Below are 18381 nucleotides of genomic sequence, written 5' to 3' on the forward strand. Positions count from 1 at the left end.
GAGGATGACGATGGATCAATCGATAAGTCAGGCGCGAATATTAATCGTCGATGATGAACCTGCAAATTTAAAAGTAATGCGCGAGGTCTTAGCGAGTAACTACCGTTTATCGTTTGCTAAATCGGGGGCTGTGACACTGCAATTAATAGAAAACGATCCGCCAAAACTCATTTTACTTGATGTAATGATGCCAGATATGAATGGCTTTGAAGTGTGCAAAATTTTAAAAGCTAATCCTAAAACCGCACACATTCCGGTCATTTTTGTCACCGCCCTCACGCAAGAACAAGATGAATCGGAAGGGTTTTCGCTAGGTGCGGTTGACTATATAACCAAACCTATTAGCCCTGCGATTGTAAAGGCAAGGGTAAAAACTCATCTTTCTTTAGTACAAGCCGAGCAACTAAAACAAGCACATGTAGATTTAGTTGAGCGATTGGGTCGCGCGGCAGAGTATAAAGATACCGATACGGGTGAGCATATTGCACGAATGAGCCAATACAGCAAAGTACTTGCTTTAGCACTGGGAATGAATGAACAACACGCAGAATTATTACGTCAAGCTGCGCCAATGCACGATGTCGGAAAAATAGGTATTCCTGATTCGATACTGTTAAAACCTGGCAAATTAACCCCCGACGAATTTGCACACATGAAAGAGCATGCCGCTATAGGGGCTAAAATATTGGCCAACTCACCTTCCCCCTTACTGCAACTTGCCCATGTATTGGCTATTGAACATCATGAAAAATGGGATGGCACAGGTTATCCTAATGGATTGAAAGGCGAGGAAATCTCTATTGAGGGGCGGATTGTAGCGATTGCTGATGTATTTGATGCACTTACATCAAAACGTCCTTATAAAGAGCCGTGGAGCATTGAGCAAACACTAGAGCATATGCAACAACAAGCAGGAAAACACTTTGACCCTCAGCTGGTTGATCTTTTTATTAGCAAAATAGACGCTATTTTAGCGATAAAAAAGGCTCATCAAGAACGCAATTAATTTAGCCTCTTTTGGCATTGTGAGAGCCTAACGCTACAGCCGGAAAATGCTGTTTTATAATGCGGTAGTGATGGGAAGTGATCTCATGGCTATTGCCACTGTTATCTTTAAAATACATAGAAAAAGTCACGCCATGATCAGCCAGTATCGTTTTAATTTCAAGCTGCTCAAAATGTGCTAACCACGCTATAAATTGCTCACCGGTTGCAGCAAAAGCGATTCCTTTGCTTGTCCCTGGTGCCTCAAATAAAGCTAAACGTGTGGATGCGTTTTCATCTTCAAGCGTTAAAGGGCCTTTGCCTTCTTCATTCCAAAATGCTAATTCCTCTACTACGGTAAAACCAAGCACCTTTTCATACCAATCAACGGCTTGGCTGAGGCTTTGAACATTTAAATGACAATGATCAATACCGCTCAATTTTGGCCTCACTGTCTTACCCTCCAATTTCAGATTTTAACTGCTCTAAAAAGTCATACATATAATCTGTTCTTCTAAGTGCTTCAGCTTTAGCTGAAGGTGTATTCATACTTTTTGCAATATGCAGCAACTTTATAAAAAAATGATCTAAGGTGTACTGTTTATCATCAGGTTCACGCTCTAAACAAAATGGATCATTAGGATTGTACAAAAGTCGGCTTATTGAGCCCCCCACTTTCATACAACGACTAACACCAATAGCCCCTAAGGCATCCATTCTGTCAGCATCTTGTACAATCTGTGCTTCAACGGTTTTAATAGCAATATTGGCGCTAAAACTATGCGCGGCTATGGCGTGGTGAATATCATCAAATAGCGCTTCATCATAGCCAATAGACGCTAAAAAACTAATCGCTTTATCGGCTGCCATTGTTGATGCTTTCGCTCTGTCTGGATGATTTTTTGCCACCGCAACACAATCATGTAACCAAGCAGCAGGTAAAACAACATTCATATTGGCTTTTTCAGCAGTGCATAATTTAACTGCGACACGGACAACGCGTTCAATATGGGTAATATCATGGGCTACATCAGCATGGATAAGCGCTGTTATAAATTCTCTGCATTGCTGATTAAGTTGCTGTAATGAGGGGCTAAGAGCTGAATTGTCCACCGAATTTCCAAAAATCTATTTAAACGAGTTAATATTGGCTACTTTAACGCGATTTATAAGGCCCTTGCAAAACATTCATTGTATGTTGCGCGTGGCTTGACTAAAATACAGCGCTTATTTATTACTACAGAGAAGCCATATGTCATCTGCCGTTTACCTGCAAGCTGGTCGCGATAAATCATTAAAAAGAAAACACCCTTGGTTATTTTCTAAAGCCATCAAAAAAATTAAAGGTAAACCTGGATTAGGTGACACGGTAACCATACACGACAGTGAAGGTAAGTTTTTAGCCACCGCGGCTTACAGCCCGCATTCACAAATTCGCGCGCGTGTATGGAGCTTTGATGAAAAAGAAGTCATAGATCAACATTTTTTCGAGCGTCGCCTACGTCGTGCTTTAGAGGCGCGCAGCCATGCGATTGAAGAAGGTGGACTGACCGGTTTTAGGCTTTGCGCCGCTGAATCCGATTATTTACCGGGTGTTACCATAGATAAATTTGATAACACCTTGGTTTGTCAGTTACTCAGTGCCGGTGCTGAGCGCCACAAAGGTGAAATTGTTGGCGCATTAATGGCTATTTTCCCAGGCTCAAATATTTATGAGCGCTCAGATGTAGATGTGCGCACTAAAGAAGGCTTGGAGCCAATTAAAGGAGTGCTTTGGGGTAATGAACCCACAGCGCCAGTTATCATTGAAGAAAATGGTTTAAAAATTGAAGTTGATATTCTTGAAGGCCATAAAACCGGCTTTTATTTAGATCAACGTGATAGCCGTGCTGCACTGGAGCGTTTTTCAAAAGATAAAACCGTATTAAATTGCTTTAGTTATACGGGAACGTTTTCTCTTTATGCCCTGCGTGGTGGCTGTAAGCATGTAACCAATGTCGATGTTTCACAACCAGCTCTTGATACAGCAAAGCGCAATGTTGAACATAACAACCTTGATTTAAATAAAGTCGACTTTGTAAAACAAGATGTATTTAAGTTATTGCGCCAATACCGTGAAGACGGCGTGATGTTTGATACGATTGTGATGGATCCGCCTAAATTTGCTGATAATAAAGCGCAGTTAACTGGGGCATGTCGGGGTTACAAAGATATTAATATGATTGCGATGCAAATATTAAAACCAGGCGGCACACTGCTTACTTTCTCATGCTCTGGTTTAATGGAACAAAATTTGTTTCAAAAAGTGGTTGCAGATGCAGCACTTGATGCAGGTAAAGATTTGCTGATCATGGAGCGCTTAAATCAAGCAGCTGACCACCCTATTGCGGGCAGCTACCCTGAAGGCTTTTATCTTAAAGGCCTTATTTGTAAGGTTTACTAAACACTAATTTTAGTTAAACTCAATAATTTCTAGCCCTGCGGTTATCGTGCCATCCTCTTCTGTGCTGGCACGTATCACCTTTGCAGTGGCTTTTAACGGTGCAATGCTTGGATGGGTTGATGCAATATCAACCGATAAAATTGAGTTAAGCTCTAATAAATCATCGAGCTGCAAGGAGAGCCCTGTTGCACTTAAGTCAAGGCAGGTGCCTGTGTAACTTAGTCCTGCGACGGGCTCAATCGAGGTTAACTTAGCGGGTGTGTTAACCTGCATACGTCTGTAGTTTCGCTTATCTTCAGTAAACATAATTCCCTCTACACAATATTATTAATTTTTTCTCGTAGTACGGCGATAGAAAAAGGTTTTACAACGTAAGCATCACACCCTGAGTCAAAGCCTGCTTGTTGCTCAAGCTCTGACTCAAGTCCTGATATCATCACCACCGGAATGTGTTTTGTCTCTGGCGTATGTTTAAGTATGCGACAGGTATCATAACCATCAAGCCCCGGCATACATACATCAAGCAAAATAATATCAGGCGGATTAGCAATGGCAGATGCTAAACAACTTTTACCAGAATCAGCATAGCTTAAATCAAATGTTGATGCTAACCCTGCTTTGAGTATTTCAAAATTGAAATACTCATCATCAACCACTAACAATTGTCGCGCTTGGTGTTTTAGTAATGAGGACATAGCAATGTCATTTCCTTCTCAAGTTAGTCCCTTAGGGTCTGTTGACCGTTCAAGGTTGAATTTGCAGTAGCCTGTTTGGTATTTAGGCAAGGCAGAGCCTATGTGGTGTGGTTTTTACTTAGCCCACTAGGTTACAAACCTTGCGCCGCGATTAAACCGCCCTTAGTTTGAACAAATTTTAATCCACAAAGGTCAACAGACCCTAGCTTAATAGCGAATAAAGGGATTATTCAATTTCTTTTATCGCATTTAACACACGTTTTGCTGAAATTGGATAAGGTGTACCTAAGGTTTGCGCAAATAAGGATACGCGTAATTCTTGCTGCATCCAAAAAATAGCCTCAACATCGTCAGGCAATGGCATTCCTTTAGGGGTTTTATTCGTCAGTTTTTTATATTCTTGCGCCACTTTTTCAAGCTCTAGCACACATAATCTATCACGATTTGGGTCGACGGGTAGCTTTTCTAGTCGTTTTTGAATCGCTTTTAAGTAACGAATTAAATCGCCGAGCTTATCCGCCCCATGCTGGCTCACAAAACCTTTAAAAATAAGCGATTCTAACTGAGATTTAATATCGCCATGGGCAGTGATCATGGTTAAATCTACTCGCCCTTTCATTTTTTTATGCAGCGCATGAGCAATACTCAGTACTTGTTCTACTTGGGTTGCAATTGCTACTACGGTGTCGCCTAATTCGCCGCGAATATGCTCTTTAACCGCTTCAAATGCATCACTTGTACGAATATCACCATATTTAACTAATAGGCTATCAACACCCGATGCAATGCAGTCATCTATTAAATCGGCAATTTTACCAAAAGGATTAAAGTACAACCCTAGCTTAGCCTTGTTTGGTAAATTTTGCTGCAGGTATTTAATGGGTGATGGCACGTTTAATAACACTAAACGACGCAACCCCTGCTGGTGCGCTAATTGCGCTTTAATTTCGTTATCGAATAACTCCACTGCCGCCGTTGATTTTTTATCCACCAGCGCAGGGTACGCTTTAATTTCGTACTGACCTTGCTTTTTCACATAGGATGTTGGTAACTCTCCAAAATCCCACTGCGTTAAATCGGTTTTTTCTATGCCTTTGTCGGCGACTTTAGATAAGGTGTCGGTGACCTTGCCTTGTAGCTGCGCTTTAAGTTTAGCTAAATCGAGTCCACGTGCCAGTAGCTTGTCGTGTTCATCGCGCACTTCAAATTGTAGCCTTAAATGCGGAGCAAGCGCAGTTAAATCCCACGCCTCAGGGTCTACACGGACGCCGGTCATACGTAGTAATCGATTGCTTAGCGAGTCGATTAACGAGCCTTGTAATGGCTCTATAGCCGCTAACACCGCATCGGCATAATTGGGCGCAGGAACAAAGTTACGACGCAATGACTTTGGTAATGACTTAATTAACCCACAAATTAACTCATGACGAAATGCCGGTATATGCCAATCAAAGCCACTTTCTTGCACTTGGTTTAACAGTGCAACGGGTATTTGTACGGCAACGCCATCAACCGCTTGGCCTGGATCAAAGTGATAGGTAAGCGGCAGCATCAAATTATCTTGCTGCCATGTATCTGGGTAGTCAAATTCGGTAATGCTGCTGGCGCCATGTTGCATGAGCTCTTCACGCGTCATGTGCAGGTAGTGTTTGTCTTGTTGTTTTTGTGTTTTATACCACTTAATAAACGCAGCACGATTGTTAATATCGCTGGGTATTTTCTTCTCGTAAAACTCAAACAAGGTTTGCTCATCAACTAAAATATCGCGTCTACGAGACTTGTTTTCGAGCACTTGAATATCTTCAATTAATTCGCGGTTATACGCTAAAAATGCTTCATTTAATCCAAGCTCTTGTTCAACCAGCGCCGAGCGGATAAATAATTCGCGGCTTACTTTAGGATCAATCTTGCTATACACACACCGGCGTTTATTAACGATAAGCAGGCCGTAAAGTGTTTGTTGCTCAAAGGCAATGACTGCACCGGGCTTTTTCTCCCAGTGTGGCTCTGTATAGCTTCGTTTTACCAAATGTTGAGCAAACGGTTCTACCCAGTTCACATCTATTTTGGCATTAATACGGGCATAGAGTTTACTGGTTTCTACCAATTCAGCCGACATCATCCACTTGGGGCTCTTTTTAAACAAGCCAGATCCTGGAAAAATATGAAATTGGCTATTACGTGCGCCTTTATACAGCTGCTTTTCGTCTTTAAAACCGATATGACTGAGCATGCCACTTAACAGTGCTTTGTGAATAAGCTCGCTGTCTGCAACATTAGTGGTGGCTTTCATTTTCATTTCATTGCACACAGTGCTGATTTGATAAACGATGTCTTGCCATTCACGAATGCGCATATACGCTAAAAAATCTTTTTGACATAGCTTTCTAAACTGGCTATTGGTCAGCTCACTTTGCTGCTCTTCGAGGTAATTCCACAAGTTTAAAAAGGCGATAAAGTCAGAGTCTGGATCGTCAAAGCGACCGTGTTTTTCATTCGCTGCCTGGCGTTTTTCTTGTGGTCGTTCTCGTGGGTCTTGAATTGAGAGCGCAGCAACAATAATAATCACCTCACGCAATGCACCCAGCTTATGCGCAGTCAGCACCATTTTTGCTAAACGCGGATCCACTGGCAAACGACTCAGCTCTCGACCAGATTGCGTTAAACTGGTTTTTTGATGACGTTTAGCTTCTTTTACCGCTTCTAACTCTTCAAGCAGTGTTAAACCATCGTTAATGTTGCGGCTATCTGGGGCTTGCACAAAAGGAAATTGCGCCATATCACCCAACCCTAATGCCAGCATTTGTAAAATAACTGACGCTAAGTTAGTACGCAATATTTCAGGATCGGTAAATTCAGGACGTGATAAAAAATCGTCCTCTGAATACAAGCGAATACAAATACCCGCTTCAACACGTCCACAACGCCCCATTCGCTGATTAGCACTGGCTTGCGAAATAGGCTCTATGGGTAAACGTTGAACCTTTGTACGGTAACTGTAACGACTAATACGCGCCGTACCCGGGTCAATAACATAACGAATACCTGGCACCGTTAGCGATGTTTCAGCCACGTTGGTTGAGAGAATAATGTGGCGGCGCGAATGCGGCGCAAAAATACGATTTTGCTCAGCGTTCGATAGCCTTGAATACAAAGGTAATATATCGGTGTGTTTTAAATTGCGCTTACTTAGCGCATCGGCGGTGTCGCGTATTTCTCGCTCACCGTTTAAAAAGATCAGAATATCACCGGGGCCTTCAGCGCAAAGTTCATCGACCGCATCAAAAATCCCCTGTAACTGGTCGCCTTCGGCTTCCATGTCTTCTTTTTGGATATCACTGATGGGGTTATAGCGTACATCCACAGGGAATGTCCGGCCTGATACTTCAATAATTGGCGCATCATCAAAGTGCTTAGAAAAACGTTCTGGATCAATGGTCGCTGAGGTAATAATAACTTTTAAGTCAGGACGTTTAGGAAGTAAATTTTTAAGGTAACCTAAAATAAAATCAATGTTTAAACTGCGCTCATGCGCTTCATCAATAATAATGGTGTCGTATTGATTCAAAAAACGGTCTTGTTGTATTTCAGCTAATAGAATACCGTCGGTCATCAGTTTTATATAACTGTTATTAGAAACCTGATCGCTAAAGCGAATTTTAAAACCCACTTGCTGACCAAGCTCGCATTGCATTTCTTCTGCTATACGATTGGCAACGCTACGTGCAGCTAAACGTCTAGGTTGAGTATGGCCTATATACCCATCAACCCCGCGGCCTAACTCTAAACACATTTTAGGAATTTGTGTGGTTTTACCTGAGCCGGTTTCACCAGCAATGATCACCACTTGATTATTAGCAATGGCTTCTTTAATGGTGTCTTTTTTTTGACTGACCGGTAATTGCTCAGGATAAGTAACGTTAGGTAGCCCAGCTAAACGCTGCTCGCGAAGCGATTGACTGCGACTGATATCAGCCGTAATTTTTTCAAGCGCACTGGTAAGTTTTGCCTCGTCGGTAATTTTTTTTACGCCATGAAGGCGCTTTTTAAAACTGAATTGATCTTTTTTTAAGCACGTTTTTAGCTCGCCAAACAACTGACCTAGGTTTACCACCTGCATACCTTATAAAAATTAGTCAAAGAGTCCCGATTGTAGCAAATTAAATGGCTGGGGTTAATCCTGTAAAGGACATAACAATCAGCGGATTATTATATAAACCTCCAGCCACTAAAGAAAAACGCTTATTCGTCGCTAAAAATACCTACATAAGTCGCTTGCGTATTCGATTTACTCGCACGGTACATGCCTGTGGTGTTAAACGGCAGGCTAATATTGCCTTTTGTATCAACAATAATAACACCGCCTGTGCCGCCAATCGGTTTAAGCACCCCATTTATTACTTCATCCCCGGCTTGAGCAATGGTTTTACCTTGATATTTTACTCGTGCGCAAATATCGCTTGCCACATTATAACGAATAAAATATTCGCCATGGCCGGTTGCCGATACTGCACACGAGGCGTTTTCTGCAAAGGTACCCGCGCCAATAACTGGTGCATCACCAATACGGCCAAAACGTTTTGCGGTCATTCCGCCAGTTGACGTACCCGCGGCTAAATTACCTTGTTTATCCAGTGCAACCGCACCCACAGTCCCCATTTTATAATTAGCGGGTAACGCCTTGTGCGCTGCTTGATAATCTTTATTGGTGCTTTTGCTCGCCTCTAGTTTTTCCTTTGCTTTTAATAAAGCTTCATAGCGATGCTTTGTATCAAATATATTATTCTCTACTAAGCTAACTCCTTGCTCTTTAGCAAACTCTTCTGCACCTTGGCCACTTAACATCACATGCACTGATTTTTCCATCACTAAACGGGCAAGTTTAATTGGACTTTCTATATGCTTAATGCCCGAAACCGCTCCAGCTTGGCGGTTACGACCATCCATAATAGAGGCATCTAACTCATGGCTACCATCATAGGTGTATACCGCGCCGCGTCCGGCGTTAAAATAAGGCGATTGCTCTAACACTTCAATGGCTGCTGTGACTGCATCAAGGCTTTCTCCGCCTTGTTCAAGTACCTTATACCCAGTCTCAACAGCTTGAGCTAATTTATCGCGGTAAGCTTGCTCTTGAGCAGGTGTAAATTTACTTTTTTCGATTGTGCCTGCCCCGCCATGAATCGCAATGGCAAACGGCGTGCTCGCACTCAATGCAGATGAGCTCACACTCATTAAACTACCGCAAAGCAGTCCTAGTAATAGTGATTTTTTCATTGTGCGTTCTTTTGTTAGTTAAGATTAAAACTAATGTGAATGGTTACGTGGGGTTTTTCAAGTGAACTGAGTTTAATGGCATAAAAAAAGCGCCCTGAGGCGCTTTTTGAATTCTGTTTAAAAATTACGCTTGTTGCGCTTTTAAACGTGCTAAACGTGCTACTTGGTGAGTAGACGTTAAGAAAGAATAGATAGGTGCTAAATAACCGCGTTTACGAAGCTCTAGAAAGTCTGCATCGCTTAGCTCATTTAGTTTTTTCTCATCGATAAGGTAAATACCGTTGATGTCTTTTTTCTCGCCTTTAATATCAACCGTTAGCGTTTGTGCTACTAGTAATTCTTTATCAGCAAGGAATTTAGTAAACGCATCAGTGACTTGTGAAAACTCAATGAACGATACTAACGCTTCTTTACGACGCTTAAGGTAATCAGTTTCTTCACCGTTTTCGAATAATGCATTACCCTCTTCTTCACCAACTAATGAGCTCGCTTCGTCAATTACAATACCAAATTGATCTTGCTCAGGGTGCTTTACTAAACCTAATGGGTAACGCGTTGTTGCCATAGGTGCAAATGCTGCTGTCCATTTGTCGCCATCAACAAATAAGTTTTCGCCAGGCTCTAGGCCAAACATAGCAACCGCTTGAAAAGTACCTGTTTCGTTATTTTTAACAAAAGACATTGGAAACTCATTGGCGATACGCGCAAACTCGTGTGCTACAACTGGCACTAAGTGTTGAGTTTTCATAAATTCGATATTGATGCCATTTTTAATTTTAGTGTTGGCATGTTTTTCGTTGTGTAAAGGCTGTACTTGTTGCTCCGCCATGTTACTGCTCCGTTATTTATTAATTTGATTTATTACTATTAGTGGCCTAAGGCTAATGGTTTTGGTGACAAAAAGGAAGTGAAAATTTTGTGTCATTTTGTACGTTATTAATTAACAAAAACATTATCGCTGATTATTTAGACAAATATATAAAAAACGTTACTTTTGCCAACGTTCACTGGTCTATTAGCCATTAAATACACTCGCTGATAGCTTTGACAGCGTTGTCAGAGGTGATATATTAATTTTACAGCGAGGTAAGATGTTTACACTTAAATATTCTCATCAAAAATTAGACCTTAAAAATGAAAAATTTAACCATAAATCCACAGTTAAAAATTGAAAAGTTGATGATCCCTGGCACACAGGTATACGCTTACGTTGTTGATGATTTTCTTTTAGATACAAGTAGTGTAATGAATTTTGCCCATAACATAGCTTACTTTAATCCTATGTTTTCAGATAATTCCTTTTATCCGGGGATCCGCGATAATATGCCACAACCGTACTTGAGGTTGCTGCACGCATTTTTTCAAAATGAAATACTGCCTAAAATAGAAAACAAAAACTACCACGAGTCTATTCTTCATAAAAGTTTGCTTTCATTAGTTTCATGTAAACCGGCTAATTTAATTGTCGATCAAAAAGTGCCCCATATCGATTCATGTGATGAAAGAGACTATGCGTTTGTGCATTATTTATCTGGTGAGGAACTCGGTGGCACCAGTATTTATAAATACATACCGCAAAACATTATTGAATTTAAAGAGCAACACAAACCACTATTGGCAGATATAGTTAACGATGTTAAAAATAACCCTGATGAACATCAAGGCTATTTAGCGGGTACCACTAGCTTATTTGAGCAGGTATTTAAAATAGATGCTAAATTTAATCGCCTTGTTATTTACCAAGGTAACTTATTACACAGTGCAAATATTTACTCTGAGCAAAGCTGCTTAGCCGATGCTAAAAAAGGCCGTCTGTCGATAGCCTCTTTTGCAAGTGTAAGATAAGGTTAGATTGACTGAAGCCCATACTGTTTAATTTTATTTAAAAGCGCTCTGTGATCAGAAAGCTTATTTATTAAATAGTGATCAATCTCAGCTCTTTGTTTTAAACGCGCTAAACAGTGTGCCTGTTCTTTATCGGGGCTGTTAGACGCCTTAGTATTGTAATTCATTCCATAAAGTACAAATAAGAAGTTCTCTAGATAAAACACTTCAAACTGACTAAAAAAATCATCTCTGACTGGGGTAAACTCTTTCCACAAATTAAGTTTTTCTTTTAATGACGTGGAAATAGTGTCTTGGTTTTTATTTGCTATCCAAAAAGCTGAATCAGTGCGGTCTGATATACAGTAGTGAAGTTTAATAAAATCAATCACCCGCTCCCATGCATACCCCATAGCATGATTAAAACGCTCTTCTAATTGCTCTAGCTGCGTTGTTGATGATGGGAAGCGCAACGTTAAAAATTTAGCTGAAAAGTCAGTTAATAATATTGACGTTGCCTCTAATGGTTCTAAAAAGCCTTGCGCTAAGCCAAGGGCAATACAATTTTTATGCCAAAACTTTTTCCGGTAACCGACCCGCATTGGTATTTTTCTGTAGGTAAGATCTTGCTTACTGTCACCTAAATAACGGTCAAGTTTTTCATGTGCCTGTTCATCCGTCATATGGTTATCTGAATAAACAAAACCGACTCCACGCCTATTGGTGAGCGCAATATCCCAAATCCAGCCAGTTTGATGAGCGGTGGCAAGTGTATAAGGAGGAATAGCATCATCGGCTTTGGTTGGTACTTGCACCACTAATGCGCTGTTAATTAATAAACTCTCAGATACATCAACAAAAGGAACCTTTAACGCTTTACTCATAAGTAAAGATTCAAAGCCTGAGCAGTCAATATAAAAGTCAAACTCAAGCTCTTCATTGTTATCTGTAATAAGTGCAGCAATAGCGCCGTCATCGCCAAGCTTTACCTGTGTAACATGGGTGTGTATATGCTCTACAGAAAATTTTTCTTTTGCATTACAAGCAAGTAGTTGCGCAAACTTGCCTGCATTAAAATGATACGCGTAAGCCAACTCCCCTTCATATTGAGCATTAGTGATATTTTTAGGTGCTAAGCCTGCCTCACAAATAACATGCTGAGAAGATAAGCCCTGCGCATAACTTTGACTTTTCTCTTTGTTATTTAACCAATAAGAAGTTAAATGCTTGGCATCATAAGGGCTTGGCACATCAAATAAATGATGAAAAAAGTTGCCTTCGCCATGTTTTTTCTTATCCATCCAGTTAATAAACTTTATTGACTGCTTGAACGTTGCATCACATTGCCTAATAAATTCATCTTCACGAATACCAAAGCTTTTTAGGGTATTCCTAATATCGGGGACTGTGCCTTCACCGACACCAATTGGCGGTATATCTGGGGACTCTATTAAAGTAACAGATATACCTTTACGATTGAGCATCTCTTTGCCAATGTGGTTTGCAGCTAACCAACCGGCTGTTCCACCACCTACAATTGCAACTTTTTTTATATCCATAAATCACCAATAAAGTTTAACCTCGTAAAAAAGCCCAGCAATGCTGGGCCTAGGTTATTTTTACTCATTTAGCGTATTAAAAACGCATTGTTACACCAAGCTTGTAACGTGCTTCACCTTCAAAACTCCACACTGGGAAGTCATTCAGTAAATCAGGGTTTGGTAATGAGGTAGATGCATCATTGTTACCCAACTGAACGCTGTCTTCCTCTGTTAGGTTAATCCCTTCGAAAGTAACATCTAAGTAATCAGTTACAGAGTATGTTGCACTGAAATCTAGCTGTCCGTAGTCTTGATGTTCGCGGTTACCGTACCAACCTGGTGCTTCACGAATAATAAACTCTGAACGCCAGTTATATGCTAAACGGGCAGAGAAATCATCATTTTCATAAAAACCAACTACGTTATAGCTGTTTTTAGATGAATCAGAGAATACCCCAACACGGTCTGGGTAATTCTCTGCTGGTGCTTTCGCATCTGAATAGGTGTAGTTAAATGAATAACCAAAGCCGTTATCGAATGAATCTTGAATTTGGAACTCAATACCTTCGATTGAACCACCCGTACCATTTGTTGATGAGCTTACTGTCCAACAGTCATATTGCTGAGCACCACACGGTGGCTCGCCGGCATCTGGGTTAGTCGTATAAACTGGGATGTCGATACCAATTTGTTGGTTTGTTTGTTGTTGGGTAGAAATAAATGAGCTTACTTCTTTAGTGAAGTAAGTGACGCTTAACATAGCATCGTCATCAAAATACCATTCAACACCAATGTCTGCTTGGAACGCTTTAAATGGACTTAAACCTACATTACCCGTATTTAACACTTCATTTAAAGGACGGTTATCTGTATAACCCGCTAGATTACGCGTTGCAAATAAATCTGCGTAATTAGGGCGAGAGATAACTTGTGCTGCTGAGGTACGTAAGATTAAGTCGTCAGCTAAATCCATAACCACGTTTAAGCTTGGTAAGAACTCACTGTAATCGGCTTTGTCTGTAGATAACGTCGAGTCGTAAACACCTTCATCACTTAAATCATAGTAATCTGACGAAATATCAGTTGATATGTAACGAACACCTAAATTACCGCGAATACCACCGGTGTCAAAATCAGCCATCGCATATAAAGCAAAGTTTTCTTCTTCTATGGTGCCGTATGCTTGTGGACGTGCTGTATAACCTTCTGTCATTGCTAATGAATCAGCAATCATTAGATCCATATCAGGTTCAGGTATTACAAAACCACCACCGGCAGTCACGGTACCTGGGTAGTATTCATTAGCATTACGTACAGGTACTAAATCGGCATTCACATTGGCTGCATTACCATCTTGTACAACTTTGTGATCGGCATATCTTAAGCCCGTTTTAATTGCGGTAATAACACCAAGCTCAACAGGAATTTCAAAGTCTAAATTTAAGTAACTTTCTTCATCTGAATCAGGGTTGTATTCAGGCGCCCAAGTTTGTGGGCTGATGGTATCAGGTAAAATGCTAGCATCGTATGATTGGTTAGCTAAATTAAATCTAGTCACGTCGCCAGTCATATCAATAGACCCATTTAAGTCGCTATTGTTATTTGCAAACATACCATAGTTTGCCGTTGTTACATCACTGTCTGCGCTTGTTTTACCTACACGACCTTTAAAGGTGAATAACTCTGAGTCATATTTCCAATCTAAGTCAATAGTATCAGACTTCATGCTTGCTTTACGCGCCCATGTTTGGAAAAAAGCCGTGCCATTGCCGTCGATATTACGCGAAACACAGTTACCTGAGGCGTTCGTTTGTTCACATGAACCATCACCTGGGAATATAATGATTTGCGAGTTAGCATTGTTAGCATCTAGCTCTAAACTTGTATAAGTTAGACCTAAAACTAGCGAATCTGATGGCTGATATTGCATAGCTACGTTATACGCAGTACGCTCACGAGCTTGCTGGAAGGTTGTGGGTGCCATACCGCCACTCCAACCACCTGACGATTCAATACCGTTACGTTGATAATCTACTTCTGATAATGAACCCGCAGCTAAGATACCAAATGTTTCACCATCATTTTTCCAGCTGTACAAGCCTGAAAGCTCAGGATCTGTCTCTTCAGATACTGTACCGTAATCAGCTTTAACACTAGCAAATACAGTGTTTGCATCTAAATCTAGCGGTTTACGAGTTTTAACAATTACAGTACCGCCGATACCACCTTCAACTAGATTAGCTTGAGATGATTTATAAACTTCTAAGCCACCTACTAATTCAGAAGGTAGTAATGAATAATTAAAGCTACGATCGACCGCTTGTTGATCGAACCAGCTAGTTGAGGCAACAGTATGACCGTCAAGTAATGTGCGTGTTAATTGTGCTGATGCACCACGGATAGATACTTGCTGACCCTGTCCAAATTGACGAGATACACTGACACCAGAAATACGACCAAGAGATTCACCTACATCGCCATCAGGAAACTTACCAACGTCTTCAGCTGTTACAACATCAACAACGGCATTTGAAAAACGCTTGCCGTTTAAGTTTTCTTTATTTGAAGCGCGAATACCCGTAACTTGGATTACTTCAACATCTTCTTGAACTTTAGTTTCATCGGCTGCGAATGCAGCACCAGTGAACCCGGCTCCCATTACTAAGCCGATATTTACTGCTAATAAGCTTTTTTTAAAATTTTTAGCTAACACAGGATTCCCCTTGAATCATTTTGTTGGTTTTTGTTTATCATTTTGCCTACCGCCATGACAGCGCTGTCATAGTAGTAACAAACCATACATGCAAAATTACAATTTTGCTACATTTTTCCGCTCTTTTGTATGAAAAACAGCTAATTCAACATTAAGCAAATGATTTTAAAGAAATTAATTATTGCATGAAAAAGCCGAATTAAATTATTTTAATTCGTTCACATTTCCAGCATGTACTTGAAGCATTTTTAAATTGATTTTGTTTAAAACGACGTGGTGAGTAGGAATTTTCAAACCGTAAAACATGCTTGTGAGTTAGTGTTTAATAAATATAACCATTTGATTTTTTGGCTATAAGTAAAATTTATTCAGTATTTACAATCGGTATAAAAGCCTATTTTATACTGCTAATTGTGGAGGCAATACTCAGCATTTCATCTTTATCTCTGCGCTGCTTTTTATAATTCAGCAAAGAGTAAAACAGATCAGCAATAAAAAAGGTCAGTAGCAAAAGCGACTGACCTTTCATTAAACCATCAATACAAAGAGGTTTAGCGCACATCTAATTTATATTAAAATTAGGGCGCCCAATACACTTCAATGTTGATCTCAGGGTGATTTAATACCGCACGTAACGGCATGTCATTCACATCGCCCCCCGCTAAAGCTTGTTTATAAACAGCCAACTTTTCATCGCCACTAATTAGCAATTTAACTACTTTAGATTGTGCAATCGCATTTAACGTTAAGCTCATGCGCTCAGTAATACTGCCTGTTACGTCACTTTGTATCGCGTTGATAGCGCACACAAGTTGGCTTGAATCTAGGCCGTTTTTCAGGCCTTGTGCATGTGGGAATAATGACGCGGTGTGGCCATCTGGGCCCATGCCTAAAATAGTCACATCAAAAGGACGTTTTAATGCTTGAAACTGCGCTTCACAGGCATCTACCCCTTGCTCTGCAGTGGCTGCTGTATTTTTCATGCTAATAAAATTAGCCGCTGCACCATGGTTTTGTAACAAAGTACGCTTGATGAATGCTTCATTACTCTTTTCATGACTTGCCTCAACCCAGCGCTCATCAACCATAGCAACATCAATGTTTGCCCAATTTAAATCAAGGGTCGATAAATGTTTATAAGCCGGCTCTGGCGATGAACCGCCTGAAACCATTAATACTGCACGGCCATCACGTTCAATACCATCACGTAAAGCATGCTCTAACGACTGAGATAATTCATCAGTCAGCGCAGCTTTATCGTCAAAAAACTTTTCTACTATTGTTGCCATCACTTATGCCTTATCGCCAGTATTAAACCAAACATGATTATTCTCTGCTAATAATTCATCTGCATCTTCAGGGCCCCAACTACCGGCTCTATACAGTGCTGGTTTACCTTTTTCTTGCCAACGTTCAATTATTGGATCAATCCACTTCCATGCTTGGCGTACTTCATCACGATGAATAAATAATGATGGATTATTCGCTGCAGCATCAAGCATTAAACGTTTGTAAGCATCTGAGTGAAAGCCATTACTATATGCTTGCGACAGCTCAATGTTCATCGTTACAGGTTCAAGTTGCATGTCTAAATTATCTAAACGCTTCGACATCAGCGTTAATTGAATGCTTTCTTGTGGTTGTAAACGGATCACCAAACGGTTTGGCTCGATATTACCTACGCTGTCCTCATACACGTTATGAGATACTTTTTTATATTCAACCACAATTTCAGCGCAGCGCTTTGCCATACGTTTACCGGTACGCAGGTAAAAAGGCACACCCGCCCAACGCCAATTATCAATGTGCGCACGAATAGCCACGAAGGTTTCAGTTTTACTTGCCCCTTCGTTTAGCTCTTCTAAGTAACCTGGGACTATTTTACCGTTTAAATCACCCGGTACGTATTGCCCACGAATAATATTGTCATCAACATCGCTGCCCTCTAATGGGCGTAATGCTTCTAATACTTTTAACTTTTCATTGCGAATACTATTGGCTTTAAGTTTATGCGGTGACTCCATTGCGACTAAGCAAAGTAGCTGTAACAAGTGGTTTTGCACCATGTCACGCAAAGCACCGGCTTTATCATAAAAACCAGCGCGGCTCTCAAGCCCTACCGTTTCTGATAAGCTAATTTGGATGTTATCAATCGATTTAGCATCCCACATGTTTTCAAATAATGAATTTGAAAAACGCAATGCCATTAAGTTTTGAACGGTTTCTTTACCTAGATAGTGATCAATACGGAAGATTTGATCTTCGTCGAAGTACTGTGCAATTTTCGCATTAATAACTTCTGCAGACTCGCCACAATAGCCAATTGGTTTTTCTACAACAACACGTGAATTGGCTGTTATTAATTTTTTAGTAGATAGAATTTCACAACAAGTGCCATACACAGCTGGCGGAAGAGATAAGTAAAACACACGAGATTTATCGCTGTCGTCTTCATCAAGAATCTTTTTCAGTACATCCCAGTTATCATCCGCTTCGGTAACATTACTCACTACAGGCACTAAAAACGCTGAGAACGATTTCCAATCCTTAGCGTTATACTCGCCTTCGCTTAAAAATTCTTGTAATGCTTTGTGTGCGGTATCAATGTATTCATCACATTTACTTTGTTCGCGCACGGTAGGCAAAATACGTGAGCCTTGCGGTAAGTTACCTTCTTGATATGCTCGATACATTGCAGGAAGTAATTTGCGTAACGCAAGATCACCACCGCCCCCAAAAATTATAATATCAAAAGGATTAAGCATAGTTACTCTCTACGTTTATGCTACCTGCCACTACCGTATTGGTAATCAGTTATAGCGGTTTATTATCTGGATATGCAGGCCTTAGCACAAAGCCTACTAATGTTGTTCGTTATATGCGCCATAAAAAATGGGTCTAGGG

Annotated in this window: 14 protein-coding genes; 3 read left to right on the forward strand and 11 right to left on the reverse strand. The window is 40.6% G+C overall.

What is annotated here, in order from left to right:
* Nucleotides 1-10: 10 nt before the first annotated feature.
* Complete coding sequence (locus ND6B_RS00395) at nt 11-1006, forward strand: response regulator (RefSeq protein WP_033104397.1); 996 nt, start codon at nt 11-13, stop codon at nt 1004-1006.
* Between the two features lies 1 nt (nt 1007).
* Here ND6B_RS00395 and ND6B_RS00390 read toward each other — a convergent pair whose 3' ends face one another.
* Together ND6B_RS00390 and ND6B_RS00385 are read right to left on the reverse strand one after the other, a co-directional pair.
* On the reverse strand, nt 1008-1436 hold the full coding sequence (locus tag ND6B_RS00390) for a VOC family protein (protein WP_235420581.1): 429 nt from the start codon (nt 1434-1436) through the stop codon (nt 1008-1010).
* 4 nt (nt 1437-1440) lie between these two features.
* Nucleotides 1441-2097 (reverse strand): HD domain-containing protein, encoded by a 657-nt coding sequence (locus ND6B_RS00385; protein WP_033104399.1) that lies wholly within the window; start codon nt 2095-2097, stop codon nt 1441-1443.
* A 139-nt stretch (nt 2098-2236) separates the two neighbouring features.
* Here ND6B_RS00385 and ND6B_RS00380 point away from each other — a divergent pair, with 139 nt between their 5' ends.
* Nucleotides 2237-3427 (forward strand): class I SAM-dependent methyltransferase, encoded by a 1191-nt coding sequence (locus tag ND6B_RS00380; protein ID WP_013465236.1) that lies wholly within the window; start codon nt 2237-2239, stop codon nt 3425-3427.
* Nucleotides 3428-3436: 9 nt separating this feature from the next.
* Here the strand turns inward: ND6B_RS00380 and ND6B_RS00375 are convergent, their stop codons facing one another.
* From ND6B_RS00375 to ND6B_RS00355, 5 genes are all read right to left on the reverse strand, one after another.
* Nucleotides 3437-3733: a PilZ domain-containing protein gene (locus ND6B_RS00375; RefSeq protein ID WP_013465237.1), complete on the reverse strand. Its 297-nt coding sequence runs from the start codon at nt 3731-3733 to the stop codon at nt 3437-3439.
* Nucleotides 3734-3741: 8 nt separating this feature from the next.
* Complete coding sequence (locus ND6B_RS00370; protein ID WP_013465238.1) at nt 3742-4122, reverse strand: response regulator; 381 nt, start codon at nt 4120-4122, stop codon at nt 3742-3744.
* Between the two features lie 226 nt (nt 4123-4348).
* Nucleotides 4349-8236 (reverse strand): ATP-dependent RNA helicase HrpA, encoded by a 3888-nt coding sequence (hrpA, locus tag ND6B_RS00365; protein WP_175527434.1) that lies wholly within the window; start codon nt 8234-8236, stop codon nt 4349-4351.
* 128 nt (nt 8237-8364) lie between these two features.
* Nucleotides 8365-9399, reverse strand: coding sequence for an isoaspartyl peptidase/L-asparaginase family protein (locus ND6B_RS00360; protein ID WP_013465240.1), 1035 nt, complete (start codon nt 9397-9399; stop codon nt 8365-8367).
* 124 nt (nt 9400-9523) lie between these two features.
* Entirely contained in the window at nt 9524-10228 is a 705-nt protein-coding gene (locus ND6B_RS00355; RefSeq protein WP_013465241.1) for a SapC family protein, read from the reverse strand.
* A 305-nt stretch (nt 10229-10533) separates the two neighbouring features.
* Here ND6B_RS00355 and ND6B_RS00350 point away from each other — a divergent pair, with 305 nt between their 5' ends.
* A complete protein-coding gene (locus ND6B_RS00350) occupies nt 10534-11244 on the forward strand; it encodes a DUF6445 family protein (protein WP_024601129.1) in 711 nt (236 codons plus the stop codon).
* Nucleotides 11245-11246: 2 nt separating this feature from the next.
* Here the strand turns inward: ND6B_RS00350 and ND6B_RS00345 are convergent, their stop codons facing one another.
* From ND6B_RS00345 to zwf, 4 genes are all read right to left on the reverse strand, one after another.
* Nucleotides 11247-12782 (reverse strand): tryptophan halogenase family protein, encoded by a 1536-nt coding sequence (locus tag ND6B_RS00345; protein WP_033104401.1) that lies wholly within the window; start codon nt 12780-12782, stop codon nt 11247-11249.
* 76 nt (nt 12783-12858) lie between these two features.
* On the reverse strand, nt 12859-15477 hold the full coding sequence (locus ND6B_RS00340; protein WP_033104402.1) for a TonB-dependent receptor: 2619 nt from the start codon (nt 15475-15477) through the stop codon (nt 12859-12861).
* Between the two features lie 578 nt (nt 15478-16055).
* Nucleotides 16056-16766 (reverse strand): 6-phosphogluconolactonase, encoded by a 711-nt coding sequence (gene pgl, locus ND6B_RS00335; RefSeq protein ID WP_013465246.1) that lies wholly within the window; start codon nt 16764-16766, stop codon nt 16056-16058.
* Between the two features lie 3 nt (nt 16767-16769).
* Nucleotides 16770-18242, reverse strand: a complete 1473-nt coding sequence (gene zwf / locus ND6B_RS00330; protein WP_013465247.1) for a glucose-6-phosphate dehydrogenase — start codon at nt 18240-18242, stop codon at nt 16770-16772.
* Nucleotides 18243-18381: the final 139 nt, after the last annotated feature.

The organism is Pseudoalteromonas sp. ND6B (assembly GCF_000764215.1).
GTDB classification, from domain to species: Bacteria; Pseudomonadota; Gammaproteobacteria; order Enterobacterales; family Alteromonadaceae; genus Pseudoalteromonas; species Pseudoalteromonas tetraodonis.